At 59.7% G+C, this 25,843-nt stretch carries 24 protein-coding genes and 1 other RNA gene; 20 read left to right on the top strand and 5 right to left on the bottom strand.

What is annotated here, in order from left to right; translation table 11 throughout:
* Position 1 precedes the first annotated feature (1 nt).
* Together RLO149_RS05495 and rnpB are read left to right on the top strand one after the other, a co-directional pair.
* The gene (locus RLO149_RS05495; protein ID WP_013961084.1) at positions 2-634 is read left to right on the top strand and encodes an N-acetylmuramoyl-L-alanine amidase; all 633 of its coding nucleotides are present in this window, start codon (positions 2-4) and stop codon (positions 632-634) included.
* Between the two features lie 59 nt (positions 635-693).
* An RNA gene (gene rnpB, locus RLO149_RS22985) (RNase P RNA component class A) lies at positions 694-1,094 on the top strand.
* A gap of 231 nt (positions 1,095-1,325) precedes the next feature.
* Here rnpB and RLO149_RS05485 read toward each other — a convergent pair.
* Complete coding sequence (locus RLO149_RS05485) at positions 1,326-1,547, bottom strand: DUF2061 domain-containing protein (protein WP_013961081.1); 222 nt, start codon at positions 1,545-1,547, stop codon at positions 1,326-1,328.
* A 124-nt stretch (positions 1,548-1,671) separates the two neighbouring features.
* On the opposite strand from RLO149_RS05485, the gene RLO149_RS05480 reads away from it, so the two are divergent.
* Both RLO149_RS05480 and rpmG read left to right on the top strand, forming a co-directional pair.
* The gene (locus RLO149_RS05480; RefSeq protein WP_013961080.1) at positions 1,672-2,520 is read left to right on the top strand and encodes a helix-turn-helix domain-containing protein; all 849 of its coding nucleotides are present in this window, start codon (positions 1,672-1,674) and stop codon (positions 2,518-2,520) included.
* Positions 2,521-2,753: 233 nt separating this feature from the next.
* A complete protein-coding gene (gene rpmG, locus RLO149_RS05475) occupies positions 2,754-2,921 on the top strand; it encodes a 50S ribosomal protein L33 (RefSeq protein WP_013961079.1) in 168 nt (55 codons plus the stop codon).
* Positions 2,922-3,022: 101 nt separating this feature from the next.
* Here rpmG and RLO149_RS05470 read toward each other — a convergent pair whose 3' ends face one another.
* Positions 3,023-3,682, bottom strand: coding sequence for a ceramidase domain-containing protein (locus tag RLO149_RS05470; RefSeq protein WP_013961078.1), 660 nt, complete (start codon positions 3,680-3,682; stop codon positions 3,023-3,025).
* 98 nt (positions 3,683-3,780) lie between these two features.
* Here RLO149_RS05470 and RLO149_RS05465 point away from each other — a divergent pair, with 98 nt between their 5' ends.
* A complete protein-coding gene (locus RLO149_RS05465; protein WP_013961077.1) occupies positions 3,781-4,470 on the top strand; it encodes a metal-dependent hydrolase in 690 nt (229 codons plus the stop codon).
* A gap of 10 nt (positions 4,471-4,480) precedes the next feature.
* On the opposite strand, the gene RLO149_RS05460 is transcribed toward RLO149_RS05465, so the two are convergent.
* A complete protein-coding gene (locus RLO149_RS05460) occupies positions 4,481-4,930 on the bottom strand; it encodes a nucleoside deaminase (protein WP_013961076.1) in 450 nt (149 codons plus the stop codon).
* A gap of 63 nt (positions 4,931-4,993) precedes the next feature.
* Here RLO149_RS05460 and RLO149_RS05455 point away from each other — a divergent pair, with 63 nt between their 5' ends.
* The 15 genes from RLO149_RS05455 (at position 4,994) to RLO149_RS05385 (ending at position 21,855) form a co-directional block, all read left to right on the top strand.
* Entirely contained in the window at positions 4,994-5,851 is an 858-nt protein-coding gene (locus RLO149_RS05455; RefSeq protein ID WP_013961075.1) for a pseudouridine synthase, read from the top strand.
* A 275-nt stretch (positions 5,852-6,126) separates the two neighbouring features.
* Positions 6,127-7,011 carry a 5-bromo-4-chloroindolyl phosphate hydrolysis family protein gene (locus tag RLO149_RS05450; RefSeq protein WP_013961074.1) on the top strand — a complete coding sequence of 295 codons (885 nt, stop codon included), beginning with the start codon at positions 6,127-6,129 and terminating at the stop codon, positions 7,009-7,011.
* Positions 7,012-7,044: 33 nt separating this feature from the next.
* Positions 7,045-8,241, top strand: coding sequence for a toxic anion resistance protein (locus RLO149_RS05445; RefSeq protein WP_013961073.1), 1,197 nt, complete (start codon positions 7,045-7,047; stop codon positions 8,239-8,241).
* Entirely contained in the window at positions 8,201-9,193 is a 993-nt protein-coding gene (locus RLO149_RS05440; RefSeq protein WP_169315065.1) for a DUF2927 domain-containing protein, read from the top strand. The genes RLO149_RS05445 and RLO149_RS05440 overlap by 41 nt, the downstream gene beginning before the upstream one ends.
* Positions 9,194-9,220: 27 nt before the next feature.
* Positions 9,221-10,357: an SPFH domain-containing protein gene (locus RLO149_RS05435; protein WP_013961071.1), complete on the top strand. Its 1,137-nt coding sequence runs from the start codon at positions 9,221-9,223 to the stop codon at positions 10,355-10,357.
* Positions 10,358-10,444: 87 nt separating this feature from the next.
* Complete coding sequence (locus RLO149_RS05430) at positions 10,445-10,870, top strand: hypothetical protein (protein ID WP_013961070.1); 426 nt, start codon at positions 10,445-10,447, stop codon at positions 10,868-10,870.
* Positions 10,867-11,973: a TFIIB-type zinc finger domain-containing protein gene (locus RLO149_RS05425; protein WP_013961069.1), complete on the top strand. Its 1,107-nt coding sequence runs from the start codon at positions 10,867-10,869 to the stop codon at positions 11,971-11,973. Before RLO149_RS05430 ends, RLO149_RS05425 begins: the two co-directional genes overlap by 4 nt.
* 43 nt (positions 11,974-12,016) lie before the next feature.
* The gene (dtd, locus tag RLO149_RS05420) at positions 12,017-12,463 is read left to right on the top strand and encodes a D-aminoacyl-tRNA deacylase (RefSeq protein ID WP_013961068.1); all 447 of its coding nucleotides are present in this window, start codon (positions 12,017-12,019) and stop codon (positions 12,461-12,463) included.
* 30 nt (positions 12,464-12,493) lie between these two features.
* Positions 12,494-13,606, top strand: a complete 1,113-nt coding sequence (locus RLO149_RS05415; RefSeq protein WP_044025223.1) for a glycerate kinase type-2 family protein — start codon at positions 12,494-12,496, stop codon at positions 13,604-13,606.
* 53 nt (positions 13,607-13,659) lie between these two features.
* A complete protein-coding gene (locus RLO149_RS05410) occupies positions 13,660-15,651 on the top strand; it encodes a CocE/NonD family hydrolase (RefSeq protein WP_013961066.1) in 1,992 nt (663 codons plus the stop codon).
* A 117-nt stretch (positions 15,652-15,768) separates the two neighbouring features.
* Positions 15,769-17,364 (top strand): ABC transporter substrate-binding protein, encoded by a 1,596-nt coding sequence (locus RLO149_RS05405; RefSeq protein ID WP_013961065.1) that lies wholly within the window; start codon positions 15,769-15,771, stop codon positions 17,362-17,364.
* Positions 17,365-17,377: 13 nt separating this feature from the next.
* On the top strand, positions 17,378-18,334 hold the full coding sequence (locus tag RLO149_RS05400) for an ABC transporter permease (protein WP_013961064.1): 957 nt from the start codon (positions 17,378-17,380) through the stop codon (positions 18,332-18,334).
* Positions 18,331-19,143: an ABC transporter permease gene (locus tag RLO149_RS05395; RefSeq protein WP_013961063.1), complete on the top strand. Its 813-nt coding sequence runs from the start codon at positions 18,331-18,333 to the stop codon at positions 19,141-19,143. The genes RLO149_RS05400 and RLO149_RS05395 overlap by 4 nt, the downstream gene beginning before the upstream one ends.
* Positions 19,140-20,777, top strand: a complete 1,638-nt coding sequence (locus RLO149_RS05390; RefSeq protein WP_013961062.1) for an ABC transporter ATP-binding protein — start codon at positions 19,140-19,142, stop codon at positions 20,775-20,777. Before RLO149_RS05395 ends, RLO149_RS05390 begins: the two co-directional genes overlap by 4 nt.
* 241 nt (positions 20,778-21,018) lie before the next feature.
* Positions 21,019-21,855 carry an alkaline phosphatase family protein gene (locus tag RLO149_RS05385; RefSeq protein ID WP_013961061.1) on the top strand — a complete coding sequence of 279 codons (837 nt, stop codon included), beginning with the start codon at positions 21,019-21,021 and terminating at the stop codon, positions 21,853-21,855.
* Between the two features lie 56 nt (positions 21,856-21,911).
* On the opposite strand, the gene RLO149_RS05380 is transcribed toward RLO149_RS05385, so the two are convergent.
* Both RLO149_RS05380 and RLO149_RS05375 read right to left on the bottom strand, forming a co-directional pair.
* Complete coding sequence (locus RLO149_RS05380) at positions 21,912-23,795, bottom strand: acyl-CoA synthetase (protein ID WP_013961060.1); 1,884 nt, start codon at positions 23,793-23,795, stop codon at positions 21,912-21,914.
* Between the two features lie 114 nt (positions 23,796-23,909).
* Positions 23,910-25,721 carry an ABC transporter transmembrane domain-containing protein gene (locus RLO149_RS05375; RefSeq protein ID WP_013961059.1) on the bottom strand — a complete coding sequence of 604 codons (1,812 nt, stop codon included), beginning with the start codon at positions 25,719-25,721 and terminating at the stop codon, positions 23,910-23,912.
* Positions 25,722-25,843: the final 122 nt, after the last annotated feature.

The raw sequence follows: 25,843 nt of genomic DNA, 5'->3' as shown, positions 1-25,843 counted from the left end.
CATGCGGCACTGCCCTTCGCCGAATTTTAGCCCGCGGCGCAATGGGCTGACGCCTACGCTAATCGTGATTCACTATACCGCCATGGCAAGCGCCGACGCAGCCATCGCGCGCCTGTGTGATCCGCAGGCGGAGGTTTCCGCACATTATCTGATTGATCGCAGCGGCCCCGTGACGCAGATGGTCAAGGAGGATCAACGCGCCTGGCACGCGGGCGTCGGGGAATGGCGCGGGCTGACTGACATCAATTCTCGGTCTATCGGCATCGAACTGGATAACGACGGCACGCAGCCGTTTCCCGAACCACAGATGGCCGCGCTGGAGGATCTGTTGCAGGGCATCCGCAACCGCTGGCCAGTGGCTGCAAGCGACATCATTGGCCATTCCGACATGGCCCCGGGGCGCAAATCAGACCCCGGACCACGCTTTGACTGGGCGCGTCTGGCCCGTCAGGGGCTGGCCGCACCCGTGGCCCCGGAGACGCAGTGCGATGGGTTTGAACACGCCGCACAGCGCGCAGGTTTTACCGCCCCTGTGGATCACGCAACGCTGCTGAGGGCCACGCGGCTGCGCTTTGCGCCATGGCGCGAGGGCCCGCTTACGGACGACGATCTGCAGTTGTATCACCGGGTTTGACCCCGGGCCGCTGCAATGGCCATTGACGCTGCTGCGATTTACGCGCATCACGCACCCGCGCGGAGGGCCGGATGGCCGCGGCACTGGCAACAGGGTCGAGGAAAGTCCGGACTCCAAAAAGCAACGGTGCCGGGTAACGCCCGGGCAAAGCGATTTGACGGAAAGCGCCACAGAAAACAGACCTCCTGTCGCGCAGGTCGGGCAACCGAAACCGCCGACAGGCAAGGGTGAAAAGGTGGGGTAAAAGCCCACCGCGTCGCTGGCAACAGGGACGGCATGGCAAGCCCCACCGGGAGCAATGCCAAATAGGGACCGCGCGTCGCAAGACGGGGCCGCTTTTGCCCCAGCAGGTCCGGGTTGGCAGCTAGAGCCTTGCGGGCAACCGCCGGGCAAGAGGAATGGTCATCGAACCGGGGGCAACTCCGGGGAACAGAATCCGGCTTACAGGCCCTCCGCGCACTTTAAAAAAGCAACCGATCTGTCGCACTCTTTCTGTGCCCGTCAGTCGGTGAACGGTAATGCATGCAGGACCAGAACCGGCCCGTTCTAGAGTGTCTGACGAAGTACCTGAAACATCAAGTATCACGTAACGCGTTGAAATCTTTTATTTCAGGCAGCGTTATGTAATTCAGGTTTTTCGCCTGACGCATTAAACGGTGCGTGATTAATCGTGGCCCGTAGATCAACGATCCTACCTTTTCATCGCAGGGACACCGCCCCTGCCCCATGCAACTTTCGACCACAGGATCTCATGCACAAAATATGCCAAAAACCCCGCCACTGATCCGGCAAATGCGATGCCACCACTCGCTGCAACTGACCCCGTGAACATGAAACCGATCAACATCATCGTGAAAAACCCGGCAACCTGCCAAGTGACGGCTTTGGTCAATAATCTGATTTTGGTGTCCATCGAAAACTCTCCATGCAAGCCTTTGGATTTTCATTTTGCTATCGCAAACTGTGCCCGGTGGACATTTGGTGAATTTGCTGCGTAAATTCAATTTTGGTGCATTTTATCTGCAAAGTTGATCACAATGGACAAACGCCTGCGTGCGACCCTGTTTCGAAAACGGCTTGAAGAAGCAATGATGCTCAAAGGGGTGACGAAAAGTGCGCTTTCCCGCGCGACGAAGGTGGACCGCTCCACCATTGGCCAATTGCTGAAAGATGACCACCCGCGCCTGCCAAACGCACAATTGGCCGCAGATGTGGCGGATGTGTTGAGCGTGAGTACCGATTGGCTGCTGGGCTTGACGAACAGGCCGGAAACACCGGGCGATATCGTGGCGGCGGCCCTGTCGCTTAGCCCGGCCGAGCGAACATCTGCGGATGAACAACTGCTGGAATGGCATCACGAAGCCGCCGGGTACAAGGTGCGCCATGTCCCGGCGACCCTGCCCGATATCCTGAAAACAGAACGCATGTTGGAGTGGGAATACGCCGCCGTGCGCGAACGCCGCCTGCCCGAAGCCTACCGCGCAATGCAGGATCAACTGGCATGGTTGGCATCCGGCGTGTCGGATTACGAGATCGCCCTGCCGATCCACGAAATCGAAGCCTGCGCGGCGGGCACCGCTTATTACAAAGGCGTTGATGAAAGCACCCGCTTTGAACAGTTGAACTTCATTGCCGACCAATGCGATCAGATGTTTCCACGGCTGCGCGTTTTCCTGTTTGACGCCCATCGGGTGTTCAGCTCCCCCGTAACCGTGTTCGGACCGAACCTCGCCGTGGTCTATGTGGGGCAATGCTATCTCGCGTTTCGCGAGATCGAACGGGTGAAATCGCTCTCCAGTCACTTTGACTGGCTGGTACGCGAGGCCGTTGTGGATGCACGCAATGTCCCGCAATTCATCCGGTCCCTGACCGGTGGCTCACACTGATATGGCACTGATCGCGTTCGACCTGAGCGGCGTGCGCCCGTCGCACGATATCTCAAGTCATGCTCAGCGGGGGTTTTGCATGCGCCGGCCACGGCGGTCTGCGCTTGACCGGACAAGATTGGGGTGATGAATACATCGTTTAGCTGTTGACTCACTGCTTGATCCGGGTAAAAGCCGGGTTTCAGGATTTACGCGACCCCTCGGCGGAGTTGGGACGCAGCAGGAGAGAAAACATGGCCAAGCCAACCACGATCAAAATTCGTCTGAACTCCTCGGCGGGGACAGGCCATTTCTATGTAACGAAAAAGAACGCGCGTACCATGACCGAAAAGATGGTCATCAGAAAGTATGACCCCGTCGCGCGCAAGCACGTTGAGTACAAAGAAGGCAAGATCAAGTAAACTGATCTTCCGGCGAAGCGAATGACAAGGCTGTGCAGACTGCGCAGCCTTTTTTCATGCACCGCGCCCTTTCTGGCACCACGCTTTGTCCCACATCTGCGTCAGGCGTGAGAGTTGCGCGCCTTTTGGTGCATGAGCCGCACGTATATATAGATCATCCAGCCCAGCATGACGCCATTCAGCACATGCCACATGAAATGCGTGCCCATCGGGATGGCCTCACAGACCGGTTCATCCAAGGTGCGAAACGCCAGTGAAAGCACAAGCAACCCCGCGCCAATCGCCAGACCGCGGGCGAACTCCGGCAACCGGCGGCGCAAAAATCCGGCGTAGAGGAAAATCAGCAGCGGCACGGGCGCATATGCCGCTGACCCGCCAAGCGCCGGGACAAGCGAGAACACCGGGACCATCATACCGGCGTAGGGAATGAAAAGCGCCGTCAGCCCAAGGGCAGGCCAACCGCTGACGTCAAAGGCCGCGCGATTCACCGCAAACAGATAGAGCAGAATGAAACCGATGATGGGCAATACATCCGCCATCGCAGCCCAGACCTGCGCATGGGTGTGGAACAGGTAGCTGCCGATCCCGATCAGCCCCAGCACCACGCATAAGGCGCGTGCCAAGGGGACCCCGCGCGCACGCCGCCACATCACAAGTGCTGCAAGGACAAAGGCGAGATTAGTGATCGCATTAATGGGTTCCGCCCAGTATTCAGGCCCCATACGCTCACAGTATCCGTCAACGTAGCGCGTCCACTCCACCTTTGTCTCCCTTGCATCTGAACATGCGGCCAACGACGGTTTTGCCTAAAGCGGCATCCGCGTCTAAGGTCCAAGTATTGCAGACAGGGAGGGATTCAATGCAAATCATTTGGCTCGGGCATGGCAGCTTTCGCATCGAAATCGAAGATCAGGTGCTGCTGATTGATCCGTGGCTGTCAGGCAACCCGATGTTGCCTGAGGATCAGCACGCGGCCGCCACCACGGGTGCGACGCATATCCTGATCACCCATGGCCATTTCGATCACACGGCGGACGTTGTGGCCCTGTCAAAATCGCTGGGTGCACCTGCCGTGGGAATTTATGATTTCATGAGCTATCTCGAGTCCAAGGAAGGCCTGAGCGTCATAGGGTTCAACATGGGCGGAACGGTGAAGCTCGGCAAGGTGGCCGTGTCGCTGGTTCCTGCTCTTCATTCAACATCATATGGGCCGGACGCGGCGGCCTCCCTCGGGCGCGAAGCGGGGTTCATCGTGCAGGGCGAGGGTCATACCATTTACGTTTCAGGTGACACCGGTATCTCCGCCGAAATGGACTGGATCGGCGATTACTACAAACCCGATATCGGCATCCTCAGCGCGGGCGGGCATTTCACCATGGATATGAAGGGCGCGGCCTATGCCGCCAAGCGGTACTTTGACTTCAAAACCGTGATCCCCTGCCACTACAAGACTTTTGAGCTGCTTGAACAGTCCGCGACCGACCTCATCGACGCACTGCCAGAGGTCAATGTGATTGAACCGCAGGTCATGAAACCGATACCCTTTTGAGCTACGCCTCCTACCGCCGCGCGGTAAAGAACCCTTTGAGCATGGCCTCGGATTCCGCAGCGGCGATGCCATCAAACACCTCTGGCGCATGGTGACATTGCGGATGGCTAAAGACGCGCGCGCCCTGTGCCACGCCACCCGATTTCGGATCACCCGCACCGTAATACAGCCGCGATATCCGCGCCGCTGAAATTGCCGCGGCACACATCGCACAAGGCTCAAGCGTCACATAAAGCGCATGATCGATCAACCGTTCCGTCCCCAGCACAGCACAGGCCCGGCGGATCGCCAGCATTTCAGCATGCGCTGTCGGGTCGAGGTCCGCGCGGGTCTGATTGCCTGCAGCGGCAATAATCAGGCCATCCGGGTCCACAACGACAGCACCGACCGGGACTTCACCGCGCTTGGCGGCTGCACGTGCCTCAGAGAGGGCCGCTTGCATATGCGTGTTGAACTGCATGGGCTTACTTGCACGCAAACTGTTCTCTTTCGCAAGCCCGACAAACACGGTATGCCCCGCCTCATGACATCAGAACCCACGCCGCAGGGCGACCGCATTGCCAAAGTCCTCAGCCGCGCAGGTGTTGCCAGTCGCCGCGAGGCGGAGCGTATGATCGAGGCCGGCCGCGTCAAGGTGAACGGACAGCATATTTCATCCCCGGCACTGAATGTTCAGGGCACCGACAAGATCACGGTGGATGGCAAAGAAGTGTCACCACCAGAACCCGCACGGCTTTGGCTTTACCACAAACCCACGGGCCTCGTGACCACCGACAACGATGAAAAGGGCCGCGAAACAATTTACAGCGCCTTGCCGGAGGATATGCCCCGTGTGATGAGCGTCGGGCGGCTCGATATCAATTCCGAAGGGCTGTTGCTGCTGACCAATGATGGCGGGGTCAAACGTCGCCTTGAACTGCCCACGACGGGATGGCTGCGCCGATACCGCGTGCGTATCAATGGCAGACCAACTGATGCGACGCTGGACCCGCTGCGGCGCGGGATCAGCAGCGAGGGTGAAAATTTTCAACCCATGCAGATCACGCTGGACCGCCAGCAAGGTGCAAATGCATGGCTGACCGTGGGGCTGCGCGAGGGTAAAAACCGCGAAATTCGCCGCGCATTGGCGGAACTGGACCTATCCGTGAACCGCCTGATCCGGATCAGCTATGGTCCTTTTCAACTCGGGGAATTGAAGCCCGGCGCGGTTGAAGAGGTGCGGCGCAAGATCCTGCGTGACCAATTGGGCCTTGAGGGCGAGGTTGAGGAGAGCGCACCAAAACACCCGGATGCTGGCAAAAAACGGGGGCCAAATGTGAATCGGACGCGCACAGCAGCCCCGGGCAAATCATTCAAACACACCAAAAAACCGCGTAAATGACGCATCCTTTGCGGCTTTCCCCCTCGTAGTATTAAGAAAAATGTCGTCAAACTCATCTATCGCTGCATCATTTCAGTGATAACGGTATTACACTGGTACAGGTGCAGTTTGTTCGGAACTCAACCCTAGCGCAGTTTGCGGCAAGGGCCTATATTTGACCAAGACATCGGTTTAGGGGACCAAATGAGACCAACGACGCTTCAAAAAACGGCCTATCTTGCGCTGCTGCTTCTGATGGTTGGTGTGGCTTCCGGTCTGATGGGGGGGCTGTAATCATGGCCAAACGCTTTGGCGGCCAATTCAGTCCGAAAGGCGCCCCTCAGGAAGGCTCGCAGGCCGAAGCGACGTTTACCGCGGCCACTGTGGACCCTGTTGGTGCCCGCGCGAACCTGATGTTCCTGCCAGCCGTCGCGTTGCTTTTTACCGCAGTCTTCAACGGCGCGCTCGCGCTTGTTCTAGGGTTGGCCGGGGCGGGAACCTTATGTCTGGGGGCGTGGCTTTTGCGCGGCGGCTTACAGGCCGAGGCCGCGTATCGTGATCGCAAAGCTGCGCGCCGCCCTGCCCTGCCCCGCAAGATACTGGCGGCCCTGCTGGCGGGCGGGGGCATCGCCCTTGGCGCACTGAGCCATGACAATGGCCTTATCGCCGCCGTTCTTTATGGTGTGGCCGTGACGGGCCTGCATCTTGCCGCCTTTGGCATCGACCCGCTGTCCGACAAGGGCATGGAAGGCATCGACACTTTTCAGCAGGACCGCGTGGCACGTGTTGTCGATGAGGCCGACGCGCACCTCAAGGCCATGACAGACGCACTGCTGCGCATTGGGGATCGTCAGATCAACGAGCGCATGGCCGCCTTTCAATCCGCCGCGCGCAAGCTGATCCGCACGGTTGAGGAAGACCCGCGTGACCTGACTGCCGCGCGGAAATACCTCGGCGTCTATTTGCTCGGCGCGCGCGATGCGACGGCGAAATTTGTGGATTTTTACGCACAGAACCAACGCACCCAGACGCGTGACGACTACCTGTCGCTGCTGGATGACCTGCAACGCAACTTTGCGGCCCGCCACGAGAAACTACTGCTCGATGATCATAGTGATTTGACCGTCGAAATAGACGTCCTGCGGGATCGTCTGGACCGCGAAGGCGTGCGTCTAGACTAACGCATCTTTTGATACTTGATTAAGGGAGTTACCATGTCCGAAGAAATACGCGCCAAGGCTCAGGAGACCCTCGCCATGGTCGAAGAAGTGACCGCAGCGACCTTGCCGGAACCCATCGAAGCGAACGCCATCGTTCCCTTGGCCGAAGCAGATGCCCCCGTCAGCGCAGAAATCACCAAGCGCATGGCCGAGATCGACATGTCGGATACAAATTCGATTGTCTCTTTCGGCAGCCGCGCACAGGTGGAACTGCAGGAAATTTCGCAAGCCATGCTGGGCGGTGTGCGCAACAAGGATGTGGGTCCTGCGGGCGACAGTCTGCGCGATATCGTGACCACAATTCGCGGCTTTTCCACTGCTGAACTGGACATGCGCCGGGACCGAAGCTGGTTTGAAAAACTGCTCGGGCGCGCCGCCCCCATCGCGAAATTCACCGCGAAATACGAAGAGGTGCAGGGACAGATTGACCGGATCACGGATGAGCTGCTCAAGCACGAGCACACGCTGCTGAAGGACATCAAGTCGCTCGATATGCTCTATGAAAAGACGCTGAATTTCTATGATGAACTGGCGCTTTACATCGCGGCGGGCGAAGAGAAACTGACCGAACTGGACGAAACGGTGATCCCCGCCAAGGCCGCGGAGGTCGATGCGGCAGCCGAGGACGATCAGGTCATGGTCGCACAGGAATTGCGCGATCTGCGCGCCGCGCGCGACGATCTGGAGCGGCGTGTGCATGATCTGAAGCTCACACGTCAGGTCACGATGCAGTCGTTGCCGTCCATCCGGATGGTGCAGGAAAACGACAAATCCCTCGTCACGAAAATCAACTCGACGCTGGTCAACACCGTGCCCCTTTGGGAAACCCAATTGGCGCAGGCCGTCACGATCCAGCGCTCTGCCGAAGCCGCGCAAGCCGTGCGTCAGGCCAATGATCTGACGAACGAACTGCTGACCGCCAATGCAAAGAACCTGCGCGAGAGCAATAAGGTTATCCGCGAGGAAATGGAGCGGGGCGTCTTTGATATCGAAGCGGTGAAACAGGCCAATGCAGACCTGATCGGCACCATCGAAGAGAGCCTGCAAATTGCGGATGAAGGCAAAGCCAAACGCGCCGCCGCCGAAGTGGAATTGAAAGAGATGGAGAGCAAGCTGCGCGACACATTGGCCTCTGCCAAAGCGCGCGGCGATGGCACAGGCGACACCGCAGCCACTGCGGTCCCCAGTTAGGATCAAGGTGCAGCGGATTTGTTCCATATTACGCTGGGGCGTGGCTTTGGCCGCGCTCCTTGCTGTTGCAGCCTGTGATATGCCCCTCAAAACCAGCATAACACCCAAGGCGCGCCCTGCGGGGCTTGGGCAGCCAGGCGTTCAACCGACCTCAGAACAAAGCGCTGCCTTGCGCAGCTATCTTGTTCAGGTGCAGGCCGCACAGCTCAGTCAGGGCCTGCTGCGTGAGGACGGAGGCGGCCCTGACACGCCTTTTACGCCTGACATGCTGGCGCGCAACTTTGAACAGATCGTATTTTACAACGAATACGCCAGTGCCTTGCAGGGCCGTGGCGGAGAAAGCCTGCTGCGCAGATGGGAAGGACCGGTGCGCTTTGACACGATTTTCGGCGCAGGCGTGCCGCCCTCCGTGCGCAAGGCGGAGGATGCGCGCATCCGTGACTATGCCGGCAGGCTGGGGCGCGTCACGGGTCATCCGGTTAACACACTCGGCCCGGCGAATTTCATTGTGATCGTTGCCGGTGAAGATGATCGCGACGCGGCCCTGAACACAGCCGCCGCGCGCCTCAATGGCCTCAACGCGCAAGACCTCGACCCCTTGCGCGACTTTGGCCGCGACAACTATTGTATTGTCATTGCCTTTGCCACCGGATCAGATCCAAACACCTACACGGCGGCCGTGGCTGTCGTCCGCGCTGAAAACCCGGACCTTCTGCGGCTCAGCTGCATCCACGAAGAGCTCGCCCAGGGGCTTGGGCTGGCCAATGACAGCCGCGATGCGCGCCCTTCGATCTTCAATGATGACGATGAATTCGCGCTTCTGACCGCGCATGATGAGCTTCTGCTGAAAATGCTCTACGATCCGCGCCTCGATATCGGGATGAGCGCTGCCGAGGCCGCGCCGATCACACGGATCATCGCACGTGAACTGACCAATTCTGGCCCCTTGTAGGGGTCACAGACCAAAGGACTGAGACATATGGGTATATTTGATTTTCTCTCCGGCGAATTCATCGACGTCATCCATTGGACGGATAACACCCGTGACACCATGGTGTGGCGTTTCGAGCGGGAAGGGCATGAAATCAAATATGGGGCGAAACTGACCGTGCGCGAGGGTCAGGCGGCCGTGTTTGTGCATGAGGGGCAACTTGCGGATGTCTTTACGCCGGGGCTTTACATGCTTGAAACCAACAACATGCCGGTGATGACGACGCTGCAACACTGGGATCATGGCTTTCGCAGCCCGTTTAAATCCGAGGTGTATTTCGTCAATACGACCCGGTTCAGCGATCTCAAATGGGGCACCAAAAACCCGGTGATCTGCCGCGATCCGGAATTCGGCCCGGTCCGGCTGCGCGCCTTTGGCACCTATACGATCAAGGTGAGCGACCCGGCCAAATTCCTTGTCGAAATCGTTGGGACCGATGGCGAATTCACCATGGATGAGATCAGCTTTCAGATCCGCAACATCATCGTGCAGGAATTTTCGCGCACCCTTGCGCGCGCGGGCATCCCGGTCATGGACATGGCCGCCAACACGCGCGAACTGGGTCAGCTGGTGGGCAAGGAAATCAGCAGTCAACTGGCAGAATACGGGCTGTCGATGCCAGAGCTTTACATCGAAAACATCTCGCTGCCGCCGTCCGTGGAACAGGTCATGGACAAGCGATCGTCGATGGGTGTGATCGGGAACCTCAACGAATACATGCAGTTTCAGGCCGCTGAAGCCTTGGGGCGCGATGGGGGCGGGGCGGCTGCCCTGCAGACAGGTCTGGGTGCCGGTCTGGGCATGCAGATCGGGCAGGCCGCCGCGCAACAGGCAGGCCCCTGGGGCGCGCGGGCCGAGGCGGCACCGGCTGCTGCGGCGCGGCACATGGCCCCTCCCGCCCTGCCCCCGGTCGAACATGTCTGGCACATCGCAGAGCAGGGTCAGACAAAGGGCCCCTTTTCCAAAGCCAAGATGGGCCGCATGGTGAGCGAAGGGGCGCTGACGCGTCAGACTCTCGTCTGGACGCCCGGTCAGGATGGTTGGATGGCCGCCGAGGACGTCACGGAACTCGCACAGCTTTTCACCGTCCTGCCGCCTCCCCCGCCCCTGCCGAACGCGGGATAAACCCTTGAGCGAACGTCAGAAACCATATGCCGCGCCGCCACAACTGAGCCGCACCGCGCGCCATAGCCCGGCGAAAGCGCGCGTGTTATGACCCGTCGCCGTGCCACCATCCTGTTACACTGGCTGGTGCTGGTTCTGCTTTTGCTGGTTTTGGCATCGGGGCGCGAAACCGCACTCTTTACCGCCGCCTTCGGGCTGAGCGGTCTGGCCATGGGCGCGCTTGCCCTTGCGTTTGGCCGGATGAATGGGCCGGGTCCGAAACTGACGGGGCCGTTTCGACAGGCGCATCCATGGCTCAATCGCGGCATGTATCTTCTGCTGGTCTGGACATCCCTCAGCACGCTGGCGCTGAGCTTTGGAGCGGCCTTACCCGGCCCCGACACGCATGCGCTGCTGGTCGCTCTGGTCGCCGCCACTGCCCTGCACGCACTCTTTAACCTCTGGCGGCACATGGCGCTGATGGATGGGGCGCTGCACCGGATAACGCCTCGATCCCTCCACGGTATGTTATGAGCACAGAGGCGCAAATCCAGCAGGCAGAGCATCATTTTCCCTGCGACACCTGCGGCGCAGACCTGCGGTTTGACCCGGCGCAGGGGCAAATGGTCTGTGCGCATTGCGGGCATATCGAAAGCCTCGATCAAGGGCCATGGGCGGCGGCGAAAATCCGCGAGCTTGATTTCAACACGGCCCTGAAAGGCGATCTGCCCGCGCCCGAGATGGAAGAGACGCGCGTCTCCTCCTGCCCCAATTGCGCCGCCGAAGTCGCCTTTGATCCCAATGTGCACGCCAAGGAATGCCCGTTTTGTGCAACGCCTGTCGTCACCGACACCGGCACTCACCGCCACATCAAACCGCGGGCGGTTTTGCCTTTTGCACTGGACGAGCGCACCGCCCATGATGCGATGAACGACTGGCTGGGCTCGCTTTGGTTCGCGCCAAACGGGCTTCAGGATTACGCCCGCAAGGGGCGCAAGATGGATGGCATCTATGTGCCCTACTGGACCTATGATGCAGACACCACGTCGCGCTACACTGGCGAGCGGGGCACGGTCTACTATCAGACCCGTCAGGTCATGCGCGACGGCAAACCAACAACCGTCCGGGTCGCCAAGGTGCGATGGCGCGCAGCGCGCGGGCAGGTTGCGCGGTTCTTTGATGATGTTCTGGTGCTGGCGTCAAAAAGCCTTCCCAAAAGGTTCACCGATGGTCTGGCCCCCTGGGATCTTGCCGCACTTGAACCCTATACGCCCGAATACCTCGCAGGCTTTCGCGCCGAAGGATACGCCGTCACGCTGGAGCAAGGCTTTATTGAGGCGCGCGCCATCATGGACGCCACGATCCGCCGTGACATCAAATTCGACATCGGCGGCGACCGGCAACGCGTTCACCGCGTCGATACGCAAATTCGCGATGTCACGTTCAAACATATCCTCTTGCCGGTCTGGCTTGCCGCCTACAAATACCGGGGCGAAACCTATCGCTTTGTGGTGAACGGGCGCACAGGCAAGGTGCAGGGGGAGCGGCCGTATTCAGCGATCAAGATTGCATTGGCCGCAATCGTCGGCTTATCTGTGGCCGCCGCTGTGGGATATTTTTACGCGATGAACCAATGATCCAAACGGTCAAACCGAAACACCACGGCGCGGCGGTGACGCGATGAGGGCGCTGCTGCAACGTGTCAGTGCGGCATCGGTCGCGGTCGACGACAATACAATCGGCGCGATTGACCATGGGCTGCTGATCTTGGTCTGCGCCATGCCCGGTGATACTGCGGACACAAGCGCGCGACTGGTCGCCAAGATATCCCGGCTGCGCGTATTCAAGGATGACGCCGGTAAAATGAACCTGAACCTTGCACAAACCGGCGGTGCCGCCCTCGTGGTCAGCCAGTTCACGCTGGCCGCCGACACGTCACGCGGCAATCGCCCCGGTTTTTCCGGTGCTGCCAAACCCGCAGAGGCGCAAGCGCTATACGAGCAATTCGCGCAAGATTTGCGCGCACTGGACATTCCCGTGCAGACCGGCCAGTTCGGCGCGGATATGGAGGTATCGCTTCGCAACGATGGGCCTGTTACCCTCTGGCTTGATACCGCCGATGCCTGACCTTTTCCTTTCAACTGCACAAGACACCGCATGACACATCAAAACACATTGGTATCCCTTTTTGAGGCTGGCGTTATGGCCGTGCGCGGCGACAGTGCCGTGCAGCATGCGCTGTCAACGGGTACTGTGACCGACAGCCCCGATCAGATCATCGCCGTGGGCAAGGCCGCCACGGCCATGGCGATTGCGGCCCATGAGAAATTCCCCAACGCCCCTGTCTTGATTGTCACGAAACATGACCACGCGGACGGTGCCCCCGCGCGTGCAGAAATCATCGAGGCGGCGCACCCGGTACTGGACGAAAGCTCGCTGCTGGCCGGGGCGCGCATGCTGGATGTGGTGTCGCGCATGGCGGCTGGCAGCCACTTGCTGATGCTGGTGTCCGGTGGCGCCTCTGCCCTTGCCGAAGCCCCGGTCGAGGGGCTTGATCTTGCCGGGCTTAAGGCCAGAACGACCGAAATGCTTGGCTCTGGCGCGGATATTCACGCGATGAACAAGGTGCGTAAAACCCTCAGCCGGGTGAAGGGGGGCAAGCTTTTGTCCAACTTCAAGGGCGCGCAGGTGACGAGCCTAGCGATTTCGGATGTGGAGGGCGATATGCTCTCCGTCATCGGATCGGGGGTTGCAGATGCGCCGGAGGATCCGCCGTTTTCTTTCACCGCGCAGATCGTCGCCAGCAACGCCATCGCCAGACAGGCCGTCGCGCAAAAGGCCACGGATCAGGGCCTGCCGGTCAGATCAAACGAAGAGAGCCTTTATGACGACATCAAAACGCTCGGGCCGCGTCTCGGCCGCGCTCTTGTGTCCGGGCCTGCGGGCGTGCACATTCGGGGCGGTGAGCCCACCGTCATCCTGCCGCCGCAGCCGGGACGCGGCGGGCGCAATCAGGCGCTCGCCCTGCTGATCGCGCGCGAAATCGCGGGCCAGTCCGGAATTGAGGTGCTGGTTGCCGGAACCGATGGCACGGACGGGCCGACCGATGCCGCCGGGGCCATTGTCGATGGCGAAACATGGGATGCCAGTGGGCAGGACGCGCTTGATCGTGCCGATGCAGGGACATGGCTGGACGCGCGCGGGGCGTTGTTGCGCACGGGGCCCACGGGCACAAATGTGATGGACCTCGTCATCGCGCTCAAGCAGTGAAAGGGCGGCGCTGACCGCTTGACAACAGGGCACAGGGCGGCAACCGTTGGCGCATGAATAACGACACCTCCCTACGCGACATCGAAGAAGACGCAGATTTCGGCATCACGCTTTCAGACGGATGCAGGCTTTCTGCGCGATTGTGGAAACCCAAGGACGCAGGGTCAGATCCTGTGCCGGTGATCCTCGAGTATTTACCCTACCGCAAGCGCGACGGCACCTGCGCGCGCGACGCGCTGACCCACCCGTGGTTTGCAGAACGCGGCTATGCCTGCCTGCGGGTCGATATGCGCGGCAATGGTGACAGCGAAGGGGTGATGCAGGACGAATACACCCCGCAGGAACTGGCCGACGCGGTCGAAGTCATCAACCAGATCGCAGCACAGGACTGGTGCAACGGACGTGTCGGGATGATGGGGATCAGCTGGGGCGGCTTTAACGGATTGCAGGTTGCGGTCCTTGACCCTGCCCCGCTCAAAGCCGTAATCACGCTCTGTTCGACCGTGGATCGCTACGCAGATGACATCCATTACAAGGGCGGCTGCCTGCTGAATGAAAATCTCGGCTGGGGCTCCACGATGTGGGCCTATTCCAGCCGCGCCCCCGACCCTGCCCTGCGCCCGGACTGGCGCGCCATGTGGTTGGAACGCCTTGAGAACGAACCGTTTTTACCCTCGGTCTGGCTGCGCCACCAAAGGCGCGATGCCTATTGGGAACACGGCTCGGTCTGCGAAGACTACAGCGCCATCAAGGCCAAGGTGCTTGCGATTGGCGGCTGGGGGGACGCCTATAAAAACGCGGTGCCGAAACTGGTCGAAGCGCTGCCGGATGCCAAGGGCATTGTCGGGCCATGGGTGCATAAATACCCCCATTTCGCCGTGCCCGAACCGCGCATCGGTTTTCTGCAGGAAGCCCTGCGCTGGTGGGATCACTGGCTCAAGGATATCGACACCGGAGTGACGCAGGACCCCGATTACCGCGCCTACATCATGGACGGCGCACGCCCCCAACGCTGGTATACCGAACGGCCGGGTCGCTGGGCAGCAGAGGAATATGGCGCAACAACACATATCCCCCACCGCTCCCTGCATCTGACGAACAACGGCCTGTCCGATGGCGCAGGGGCCTTGCGGGCAGAGGTCTCATCGCCACAGGATTGCGGGGCGGAATCCGGTGAATATTGCGCCATCTGGCTGGGGCCGGAAATGCCGGGCGATCAGCGGCGCGATGATACGCATTCCGCCACGTTTGACAGCGCCCCGGCGGAGGATGACACGGATATCTTCGGCGCGCCACGCATCACCTTGCGGCTGAGTTCGGACCAGCCACAGACGCAGATCGCCGTGCGGCTCAATCACGTGCATCCCGATGGTGCGACGACGCGCATCACATATGGCGTGATGAACCTGAGCCACCGCGACGGGCATGCCAACCCCAGCCATCTGACGCCGGGGGAACCCTTACGCGTGGTTTTCCACCTCGATCATATTGCATACCGGCTGCCCAAAGGTCACCAACTGCGGGTTTCCGTGTCGACAAACTACTGGCCGCTAATCTGGCCCGCACCGCAAGCGGCACGCATTACGCTGCATAGTGGGACGATGAACCTGCCCGTGCGTCGCAAGGCACGGCGCGACGAATGCCGGTTCGAACCGCCGACCGCCGCCCCCCCGTGGGAGGTTGAAACACTGCGCGAGGCCAAGAGCGTGCGGCGGCGCGAAACGGACATGACCACAGGGGTTGTCTCGCTGATCATCGAAGATGATTTCGGGAAACTGCGCGATAAGCAACATGGCCTGATCGCGGGTTCAGTTGCGCGCGAACGCTGGGATATTCACCCGAATGATCCGCTGTCGGCGCGTGGCACCTGCCATTGGACCGAGGAAATCGAGCGGGACAACATACGCCTGCGTACTGAGGCGCATAGCAAAATGTGGTGCGACGCGGATACGTTCTTCCTTTCGGCGCGCATCGAAGCCTATGAGAACGACGAATGCATCTATGCGCGTGATGTGTCAGACCAAATTCCCCGCGACCACATTTAGATGGGTACAATCAAATTCGTGCAATAAGCCTTGCGGCATGGCAGGAAATGCGCATGCTTACTGACATCACGAAAAAACAGATAAGCGCACAAAGCGCATCACAATCGGGAGATGACGATGAACGACGAACTCAAGCACCTTAGTACACGTGTGACCAAAGGGTTGATGACCCGCCGCGAATTCGTGGGGCGCGCGGCAGCGCTTGGTGTCACAGCCGTGGTTGCTAATGCCATGCTTGCGAGCGCTGCAAAGGCAGCAGGCCCCGTGCGCGGTGGCACGTTGAAACTGGGCGCCTCGGGTGGCGAGAGCACGAACACGCAAGACCCGGCCCTGACCGCCTCCGAAGTGCCGCTCTATAACTTGCGCCACTGGGGCGAGACGCTCGTGGATGTCGGTGCCGACGGCAGCCTTGAGATGCGCATGGCCGAAAGCGTGGAAGGATCATCTGACGCCAAAAAATGGGTGTTCAAAATCCGCAAGGGCATTCCGTTTTCAAACGGCAAGGAAATGACTCCCGAAGATGTCATGATGACCATGCAGCGCCACTCCAACGAAGACAGCCAGTCGGGTGCCCTCGGCATCATGCGCGGCATCGAAGAAATGTCCGTGGATGGCGACAACTTCATCGTTGACCTGTCCACCGGCAATGCCGATTTGCCCTACCTGATGGCAGACTACCACCTGATGATCCAGCCTGGTGGCGGCATGGATAACCCCGCCGCAGGCATCGGCACCGGCCCCTATACAATTGAATTTGACGAACCCGGCGTGCGTCATGGCTTCAAACGGCGCGATGATTACTGGGACGCGGACAACCGCGGCTTTGCAGAGTTCTCAGAGCAACTGGTACTGAATGATGCAACCGCGCGCACCGCCGCCCTGCAGTCCGGCCAAGTGCATATGATCAACCGCGTGGACCCCAAAGTCGCGGCCCTTCTGGACCGCGCACCGAGCCTCAGCGTGAAATCGACAGCCGGTCGCGGGCACTACGTGTTCATCATGCACATCGACACTGCACCCTTCGACAATAATGAACTGCGCCTTGCCCTGAAATACGCCATCAACCGCGAAGAGCTTGTCGACAAAATCCTGCGCGGCTATGGCTCCATCGGGAATGACTTCCCGATCAATGCCGGATACCCTCTGTTCGACACGACGATCGAGCAGCGCCAACATGACGTGGCCAAAGCGGCGGAGCATTACAAGAAATCCGGCCATGACGGATCGCCCATTATTCTGCGCACAGCCGATGGTGCTTTCCCCGGCGCGGTTGATGCCGCCGCGTTGTTCCAGCAGTCCGCACAAGCCGCTGGTATTCCACTGGAAATCAAACGCGAGCCAAATGACGGCTACTGGTCCGAAGTCTGGAACGTACAGCCGTTCTGCGCGTCCTATTGGGGCGGTCGCCCGGTGCAGGACCAGATGTATTCGACCGCCTATCTGTCGACTGCAGACTGGAACGATACGCGCTTCAAAAAACCGGAGTTCGACGAAAAACTGCTGGCGGCCCGCGCCGAGATCGATGAAGCCAAACGCAAGGCCATCTATTCGGAAATGGCCATGATGGTGCGTGACGAAGGCGGTCTGATCCTGCCCATGTTCAATGATTTCGTCGGGGCGATTGCCAGCAATGTGGGCGGTTGGGTCGATGATCCGAACGGTCCGCTGATGAACAACAAAGCACCGATCAAATGCTGGCTGACGGACGCTTAGGGCGGTCGGTCAGATGCATCCCATCCTGAAACTGGTAACCCAGCGCGTTGCGCTGGGTGTCCTTTTGCTCTTCGCCGCCTCTGTGCTGATCTTTGCGGGAACCTCCATTCTCCCCGGCGATGTAGCTCAACAGATCCTTGGCCAATCCGCCACGCCAGAGGCCCTTGAAAATCTCAGACGTGAACTTGGCCTGAACGAACCTGCGCTGACCCGCTATTTTTCATGGCTCGGTGGCGTGATGCAGGGCGACCTGGGCACTGCTCTGACCAATGGCCGCGACATCGCCGAAAGCCTTGGGTCACGCCTGTCAAATACGCTTTTCCTCGCCTTCTGGGCTGCCGTTATCTCGGTGCCGCTGGCGATTTTCCTCGGCCTTCTGGCGGTACGCTACAAGGACCGCTGGCCCGATAAACTGATCTCCGGGGTGACGCTGACCACGATCTCAGTCCCGGAATTCATGATCGGCTACATCCTGATCTACTGGGTATCCATCAAGTTCGGCTGGTTCTCGTCCGTCGCCATTATCAACGATGGCATGAGCCTTGGCGAAAAGCTCAACGCGATTGCCATTCCCGTCATGGTCCTGACGCTGGTGGTGCTGGCGCATATGATGCGCATGACGCGCGCGGCGATCCTCAATGTGATGCAATCGGCCTATATCGAAACCGCCGAACTCAAGGGCATGCCGATGCTTAAAATCATCGCCACACATGCCTTCCCCAACGCCATCGCGCCCATCGTGAATGTCGTCATGATCAACCTCGCCTACCTCGTCGTGGGCGTCGTCGTGGTCGAGGTCGTCTTTGCCTACCCCGGCATGGGCCAGTACCTCGTGGATCACGTGGCCAAACGGGACATCCCCGTGGTGCAGGCCTGCGGGCTGATCTTTGCCGCCGTCTACATCGGTCTGAACCTCGTCGCGGACATCGTGTCGATCCTTGCAAACCCAAGGTTGAGGCATCCGAAATGAGAATACCCATCGCGGCCCTTGTCGGCCTGTTTTTCACCTCCCTGTTTTTCCTCATGGCGATCTTTGCGCCCCTGATTGCGCCCTATGGCATGGCCGAAGTCGTTGGCGATGTCTGGGAACCGCCCTCTGATCAATTCATGTTGGGCACCGATAATATCGGGCGCGATCTGCTGTCGCGCATGATCTATGGCGGGCAAACCACGATCTTTATCGCCACCGCCGCCACGGCGCTCAGCTTTATCACAGGCTCCGTGCTGGGCTTTTTTGCCGCTGTCTCCGGCGGCTGGGTCGATCAGGCGATCAGTCGTTTTGTTGACCTCATCATGTCGATCCCCTCGCTGATCTTCGCGCTTGTGGTTCTGTCTGTCATGCCCACGACGATCACCATCCTGATTGTTCTCATGGGGCTGCTGGATTCCACGCGGGTCTATCGGCTGGCGCGCGCCGTCGCCGTAGACATCACGGTCATGGATTACGTCGAAGCGGCGCGCCTGCGCGGTGAAAAAACCGGCTGGATCATCTTTCGCGAAATCCTGCCCAATGCGCTGTCGCCACTGGTGGCCGAAATGGGCCTGCGGTTCATCTTTGCTGTGCTCTTTGTGTCCACCCTGTCGTTCCTCGGCCTTGGCGTGCAGCCCCCGCAGGCGGACTGGGGTGGCATCGTAAAAGAGAACAAGGAAGGCATCAACTACGGCATCGCGGCGGCCCTTTATCCGGCCTATGCCATCGCCGTGCTGTGCATTTCGATCAACCTCGTGGCCGACTGGGTGCTGAACCGCACCACGAGCCTGAAAGGGGGCCGGGGATGAGCGAACCGCTTCTCAGAGTCCGTGGCCTGAAAATCGGCGCAACGATTTATCCTCCGGGCGAAAAAGCGCGCGACATCGAGATCGTGCATGGTGTGGATTTCGATCTGGCCCCCGGCAAGGTATTGGGTCTGATCGGGGAATCCGGCGCGGGCAAATCCACGATCGGCCTTGCCTCCATGGCCTATGGGCGCGGCGGTGTGGAACTGACGGGCGGCTCGGTTGAGGTCAACGGGCGCGACATCCTGCAATCCGGTATCCGTGACATCCGCCGGTTGCGCGGGGCCGAGGTAACATACGTCAGCCAATCCGCTGCCGCCTCTTTCAACCCGGCCAAGAAGATACTGGAACAGGTCACAGAGGCCGCCATCCTGCAAGGCAAATTCGCCCGCAAGCAAGCCGAAGAGCGCGCGGTTGCCCTGTTTGCCAAACTCGGCCTGCCCGATCCGGAAAACATCGGCCAGCGCTATCCGCATCAGGTCTCCGGCGGGCAGTTGCAGCGCTGCATGACCGCCCTTGCGCTCTGCCCTGAACCGGACCTTGTGGTCTTTGACGAACCCACGACAGCGCTGGATGTGACGACACAGATTGATGTACTGGCCGCGATCAAGGACGCGATCCGGGACACCGGTGTCGCCGCCCTCTATATCACCCACGACCTTGCTGTGGTCGCGCAGGTGTCGGACCATATCATGGTGCTGCGCATGGGCGAAATGGTCGAATTCGGTACGGTCGATCAGATCATCAACCACCCGCAGGAAGAATACACACAAGCGCTGGTTTCCGTGCGCTCCATCGAGCATGAGGAAAAACAGCCCTCGGCAGAACCTGTGCTGAAGATCGAAGGCATAACCGCCCGCTATCCCGGCACCAAGTTCGACGTTCTGAAAAACATCAACGTCGATCTGCACCCCGGTCAGACGCTCGCGGTCGTGGGCGAATCCGGGTCCGGCAAATCGACGCTGGCGCGGGTGATCACGGGGCTTTTACCACCCAGCGCGGGTCAGATCACCTTTGACGGGCGCGTGCTGACGCCTGACCTGCCCACCCGGCCACTGGAAGATCTGCGCGAGTTGCAGATGATTTATCAGATGGCCGACACCGCGATGAACCCGCGCCAGACCGTCGGCACGATCATCGGGCGACCCCTCGAATTTTACTTCGGTCTCAAGGGTGCGGAGAAACAAAAACGCATTCAGGAACTGCTGGATGAGATCGAGCTTGGCAGCGGGTTTCAGGATCGATACCCTGCGGAACTGTCCGGCGGACAAAAGCAGCGTGTCTGCATCGCCCGCGCACTGGCCGCAAAACCCAAACTGATCATCTGCGACGAGGTCACTTCGGCGCTCGACCCACTGGTCGCGGACGGAATCCTCAAATTACTGCTGAGCCTGCAAAAGGCAGATGACGTTGCCTACTTGTTCATCACGCATGATCTGGCGACAGTGCGCGCCATTTCGGACAGCATCGCGGTGATGTATCAGGGCGAAGTCGTGCGTTATGGGCCAAAGTCACAGGTGTTGAGCCCGCCATTCGACGACTATACAGACCTGCTGTTGAGTTCAGTGCCCGAAATGCGTCTTGGATGGCTCGAAGAGGTCATCGCCAACCGGAAAATGGAGAGCGCGGGCAACTGATCCCGCGCGACCAAACGCCCCTGTCAGGTGCAAAGGTCCAAAGCCGTCGCGCGGCAGGCTTTCCCGCGCATTCGCGCAAATGAACGCGATTCCGGACCGTTTGTAGCGTCTGACGACGCACCAGAAACATCACATATCGCCCAACTCGGTGGGTGATTCAGGTTTTTGGCATGACACTTTCGGCGTTGCCTTGCGCCCTCAAATGGCCTCAGATGCGGTTGCGACAGGCTGAGGGTTTGATATGGACGCCAAATTGCTTCTGATCATCATCGACGGGGTGCCCTATCGGAATTTCCGCAGGCTCTTTGGCAATCTTGAGGGCTGGGTAGACAGCGGTGCCGCACGGGTCTGGAAACACCGTTCGGTGCTGCCTTCCATCTCGGCCCCCTGTTACGCCTCCCTTCACACAGGCGTCAGCCCAGCGGTGCATGAATGCACCGGTAACCACGCGGTTTCCCGGCTCAAACAGGCAGATGTGTTTTCTCAGGTGCGCGCAGCGGGCGGTGTCACCGGCGCTGTCGCCCATTCCTTCTGGTCAGCGTTTTTCAACCGCGCGCCCTTCGATCCGGTCCGCGATATCGAATATGACGAGCCGCAAAGCGGCAGCATCAACCATGGCCGATTCCATACGATGGAAGGCTATGGGCTGGCCAACCAGATGACCCCGTCGGATGCCGATCTCTTTGCCACGCTGACCCGGCTGTGCACGCGGTTCGATCTGAACTACGGGATCTATCACAGCTGCACGCTCGACAGCATGGGGCACCGGTTTTTCCACGACTGTCAGGAAATGGACGACGCCTGCGCCAAGATGGACGAGATGCTCGCGCCCTATATCATCAAATGGCGCGCGGCGGGCTATGAGGTGATCGTCACCGCAGATCACGGGCAGGACGCGCGCGGGCATCACGGCGGGCGCGATCCGCTGCAACAGGAAACCGCGCTCTATTACTTTGGTGAGGCCGATGGCCCCGATCCGGGTACCGTGATTGACCAATTGCAACTGGCGCCGACGATCCTGTCGCGTCTGGGGGCGCCCATCGCTGCCACAATGCAGGCGCCGGTCTTTCTGACCTAACCGCAGCTTGGCACCTTTGACGCAGTAGATGCCGACCCTCTATGGCAGAACGCGGCTCAGGCGGTGGTGCTGAATTCCCACGGGCGGACAAACTGGCCAAGCACTGCCGCGACCTCATCTTCGGCCGCCCCATGTGCCGCCACCTGCGCCACCAGACCGCGCTTCTTGTCATCCACCACCGTCACCACGCGCGCGGAAAGGCCCGCCGTTTCAAGTGCACGGTTATAGATGCGCATCACCGCATGTTTACGCAAATCAGGTTTGAAAATCTTGCCCACGGCCGTTTTCGGCAACTCCGGCAGGATCGTCATATGTTTGGGCTGTGCGGCACGCTCATGCACGTGTGATTTGCAGAACGCCAGCAATTCGCCTTCGCTGACCTCTGCCCCCTCGACCAGTTCGACAAAGGCACAGGGCACTTCACCCGCATGGGCATCCGGTTGCCCGATGGCCCCAGCAAAAGCGACCGCCTCGTGGTGCAGCAGCGCCTCTTCAATCTCGGCGGGATCAATGTTGTGACCGCCCCGGATGATCAGATCCTTGGCGCGCCCCGTGATCCACAGATAGCCATCGCCATCCACGCGTCCCAAGTCGCCCGTGCGCAGGTGATCGCCATGAAACAGATCAATGTTCTTTTCCGCCTCAGTATAGGTGCTGCCGACGAACACACCGGGGTTTGAGACGCAAATCTCTCCGACCTCATCGACCCCGGCCTCCACATGGCCCTCGTCGGTGGTCTTGAGGATTTTGACGCTGCAATAGGGAAACGGAATACCGATGCTGCCCACTTTCTTTTCGCCATCCACCGGGTTGCAGGACACAAGGCAGGTGGCCTCCGTCAGCCCATAACCCTCCACCAGTTTCACGCCTGTGGCCTCTTCGAAGCGCCTGAAAAGCTCGAGCGGCAGAGGGGCCGAGCCTGAGAACGCGATCTTCACGCTACTCACATCCGCATCAATCGGGCGCTGCATCTTGGCGGATATTGCCGTCGGCACCGTGATGATAAAGCTGATCTTCCAGCGTTCCACCAGCTTCCAGAAATTGTCCATCACCCCCTCACCGCGATAGCCCTGCGGGGTCGGAAACACCACATGCGCACCCGACACGACCGCTGCCATCAGGATCACGTGACAGGCGAAAACATGAAACAGCGGCAAGGGGCACAGGATGTTGTCCTGCTCGGTAAAAAGCAGCTCCGTCCCGACCCAGCCGTTGTAGATCAGACCGGAATAACGGTGCTGCGCCACCTTGGGCATACCAGTCGTACCACCGGTATGAAAATAGCAGGCCACGCGATCCTCAGTGCTGTCGGCAAAGCTGAGGGTCTTGGGCTGTTTCGCAATTTCCGCTGAGAAATTCAGGTATTGCGCCTGATTTTGCACCGCGCGTTTGGGACGGATCAGCGGCACGATCCAGGACTTCGGCGGCGTGAGATAACGCAGCAGATCGACTTCGAGCACGGTTTGCACATTAGGAGCCAAGGCAACCGCCTGCGCGGCCTTATCCGCAACATCCGTCTTGGGAAAGGGCCGCAGGGTGACCACGACCTTCGCATTGGTTTCACGCAGGATCGATCCGATCTGTTCAGCATCCAACAAGGGATTGATGGGGTTTGCAATGCCTGCCACCGCGCCGCCAAGAAGGGCAAGAACCGTCTCATTCGCGTTAGGCAGAATATAGGCCACCACATCCGTCTCACCGATACCCAGCGCGCGGAACAGGTTTGCCGCCTGCGTCACCTGATCCTTGAGCACGGACCACGTCAGCGTCTCCGCCTTATCTTTGGGTCCGGAAAATATCTGATAACTGATGGCGTTGCGGTCGGGATGTTTTGCCGCCGTTTCGCTCAGCGCCTGATAAAGCGTGACAGGCAGGCGCCGCTCCGCCCATGCCATTTCAGCTTCAATCGCGTCGCGATCCTCAAAACCGGCAAAGCCCATGCGTGCTCCTCCCAAAACATGTCATGCTGCGTCGTGCTACGATGCAATATGCAGAATGGGCGGAACCGCGCCACAGCGCAAGCGATCTGGCGAAAACGTAAGGTCACTTCCGACTTATTCGGCGGCGATCCCTTCGGTGAATTGCAGCTTGGCCAGACGGGCATAGAGGCCCCCCTCAGACACAAGCTGATCATGCGGCCCGGTGGCAACCACGCGGCCCTGATCCAGCACGACGATACGATCTGCCTTTTTCACCGTGGCAAGCCTGTGCGCCACGATCAGCGTGGTGCGTCCCTGGCTCAAGGTGTCCACCGCAGATTGCACCGCGCGTTCGCTTTCGGCATCCAGCGCGCTTGTCGCCTCATCCAGCAGCAGGACCGGCGCATCCCGCAGGATGGCCCGCGCAATCGCGATGCGCTGCTTTTGCCCGCCTGACAACATCACGCCCCGCTCGCCAAGGTATGAATCATACCCATCCGGCAGCGCTGCGATGAAATCATGCGCCGCTGCCGCCTGTGCCGCCGCTTCGATTTCGGCATCACTTGCATCGGGGCGCCCAAACCTGATGTTCTCCCGCGCCGAGGTGGCAAAGATAACCGGATCCTGCGGCACCACAGCAATGTATTTACGAAAATCATCACGGCGCAACTCGGCCAGATCAACCCCGTCAAGCAGAATGCGCCCGGAGCTGGGGTCATAAAATCGCAGCAGCATCTGAATGATCGTCGTTTTACCGGCCCCAGACGGCCCCACAAAAGCGACCGTTTCCCCCGGTTCAATCGCCAGCGATACATGTTCCAGCGCCTTGGTACCCGGTCGGGAGGGATAGGCAAAGGTGACATCGTCAAATGTCAGCTGTCCGACAACCGGGCTCGGCAAGCTGCGCGGGTTGGTGGGGTCAACCACCGCATCTTCGGTTTGCAGCAATTCGACCAAGCGCTCCGTCGCACCCGAAGCACGCTGCAACTCGCCCCAGATCTCAGAGAGCGCCGCAACACCGCCCGCAACCATCACCGCATAGATGACAAACTGCACAAGCGCGCCCTGCGTCATGTCGCCCGCGCGCACATCCCGCGCCCCGATCCAGAGCACGCCAACAATGCCTGAAAACACAAGGAAAATTACGATAACGGTCATGATGGCACGGGTGTTCACGCGCCGCCGTGCTGCATCGTAAGACAGCTCAGTAAATTCGGAAAACTTTGCCTGGCTGGCGCGTTCATGGGTAAAGGCCTGAACCGTTTGCACTGCACTCAACCCTTCAGAGGCATTGCCCGACGATGCAGCAATCCAGTCCTGATTTTCACGGCTCAACACCCGCAACTTGCGCCCCAACACGAGGATCGGCACAACAACCGCAGGCACGATCAGCAAGACCATCGCGGTCAGTTTCGCAGAAGTGAACAGCATCAACGCCAGTCCACCGATGAAAATCAGCAAATTGCGCAGAGCGATGGAGACGGACGAGCTGATAACGGACAGGATCAATGTCGTGTCCGTGGTGATCCGGCTCAGCACTTCGCCGGTCATTACTTTTTCATAAAAGGCCGGGCTCATCCCGATCACACGATCAAAGACGGCTTTTCTGATGTCCGCGACCACGCGCTCACCCAGCCGCGTCACAAGCAGGTATCGCAGGCCTGTGCCGATGGCCAGCAACCCCGCGATCCCCAAGGCAGCGGCAAAATAGAGGTCGAGCGTTTGCGCGTCCTTGGTGTAAAAATTATCAACCACCCGGCGAACGGCAAGAGGCAAGGTCAGGGACAGTACAGCCGTGACCACAAGGGCCGAGACCGCCGCGAGCAACAAACTGCGATAAGGACGCATAAACGGCAGCAACGCCTTAAGAGACCCCAGTTTCTTGGATTTCTCACGCTCTTCTGTCTGTCCCGGTGCGCCGGGAACCGGTGGTGTTGACCGGGTCATGCCTTGTCCTTTTTGGTGTCGCACTCTGTGATGGCTGGCCCAGCATCCCTCGTCAAGCCATCGATGAGTATAGGGGACAAAACCACGCAGCCAAATGAGCACAAAGCTTCGAAAAACCCGGT

The organism is Roseobacter litoralis Och 149 (assembly GCF_000154785.2).
Classification (GTDB): Bacteria; Pseudomonadota; Alphaproteobacteria; order Rhodobacterales; family Rhodobacteraceae; genus Roseobacter; species Roseobacter litoralis.
This window is presented reverse-complemented; position numbering and strand designations above follow the sequence as displayed.

Coding starts and splice junctions, on each gene's coding strand:
- RLO149_RS05495 (WP_013961084.1), top strand. CDS start 2: ATGCGGCACTGCCCTTCGCCGAATTTTAGCCCGCGGCGCAATGGGCTG.
- RLO149_RS05485 (WP_013961081.1), bottom strand. CDS start 1,547: ATGGACACCAAAATCAGATTATTGACCAAAGCCGTCACTTGGCAGGTT.
- RLO149_RS05480 (WP_013961080.1), top strand. CDS start 1,672: ATGGACAAACGCCTGCGTGCGACCCTGTTTCGAAAACGGCTTGAAGAA.
- rpmG (WP_013961079.1), top strand. CDS start 2,754: ATGGCCAAGCCAACCACGATCAAAATTCGTCTGAACTCCTCGGCGGGG.
- RLO149_RS05465 (WP_013961077.1), top strand. CDS start 3,781: ATGCAAATCATTTGGCTCGGGCATGGCAGCTTTCGCATCGAAATCGAA.
- RLO149_RS05460 (WP_013961076.1), bottom strand. CDS start 4,930: ATGCAGTTCAACACGCATATGCAAGCGGCCCTCTCTGAGGCACGTGCA.
- RLO149_RS05455 (WP_013961075.1), top strand. CDS start 4,994: ATGACATCAGAACCCACGCCGCAGGGCGACCGCATTGCCAAAGTCCTC.
- RLO149_RS05450 (WP_013961074.1), top strand. CDS start 6,127: ATGGCCAAACGCTTTGGCGGCCAATTCAGTCCGAAAGGCGCCCCTCAG.
- RLO149_RS05445 (WP_013961073.1), top strand. CDS start 7,045: ATGTCCGAAGAAATACGCGCCAAGGCTCAGGAGACCCTCGCCATGGTC.
- RLO149_RS05440 (WP_169315065.1), top strand. CDS start 8,201: ATGGCACAGGCGACACCGCAGCCACTGCGGTCCCCAGTTAGGATCAAG.
- RLO149_RS05435 (WP_013961071.1), top strand. CDS start 9,221: ATGGGTATATTTGATTTTCTCTCCGGCGAATTCATCGACGTCATCCAT.
- RLO149_RS05430 (WP_013961070.1), top strand. CDS start 10,445: ATGACCCGTCGCCGTGCCACCATCCTGTTACACTGGCTGGTGCTGGTT.
- RLO149_RS05425 (WP_013961069.1), top strand. CDS start 10,867: ATGAGCACAGAGGCGCAAATCCAGCAGGCAGAGCATCATTTTCCCTGC.
- dtd (WP_013961068.1), top strand. CDS start 12,017: ATGAGGGCGCTGCTGCAACGTGTCAGTGCGGCATCGGTCGCGGTCGAC.
- RLO149_RS05415 (WP_044025223.1), top strand. CDS start 12,494: ATGACACATCAAAACACATTGGTATCCCTTTTTGAGGCTGGCGTTATG.
- RLO149_RS05410 (WP_013961066.1), top strand. CDS start 13,660: ATGAATAACGACACCTCCCTACGCGACATCGAAGAAGACGCAGATTTC.
- RLO149_RS05405 (WP_013961065.1), top strand. CDS start 15,769: ATGAACGACGAACTCAAGCACCTTAGTACACGTGTGACCAAAGGGTTG.
- RLO149_RS05400 (WP_013961064.1), top strand. CDS start 17,378: ATGCATCCCATCCTGAAACTGGTAACCCAGCGCGTTGCGCTGGGTGTC.
- RLO149_RS05395 (WP_013961063.1), top strand. CDS start 18,331: ATGAGAATACCCATCGCGGCCCTTGTCGGCCTGTTTTTCACCTCCCTG.
- RLO149_RS05390 (WP_013961062.1), top strand. CDS start 19,140: ATGAGCGAACCGCTTCTCAGAGTCCGTGGCCTGAAAATCGGCGCAACG.
- RLO149_RS05385 (WP_013961061.1), top strand. CDS start 21,019: ATGGACGCCAAATTGCTTCTGATCATCATCGACGGGGTGCCCTATCGG.
- RLO149_RS05380 (WP_013961060.1), bottom strand. CDS start 23,795: ATGGGCTTTGCCGGTTTTGAGGATCGCGACGCGATTGAAGCTGAAATG.
- RLO149_RS05375 (WP_013961059.1), bottom strand. CDS start 25,721: ATGACCCGGTCAACACCACCGGTTCCCGGCGCACCGGGACAGACAGAA.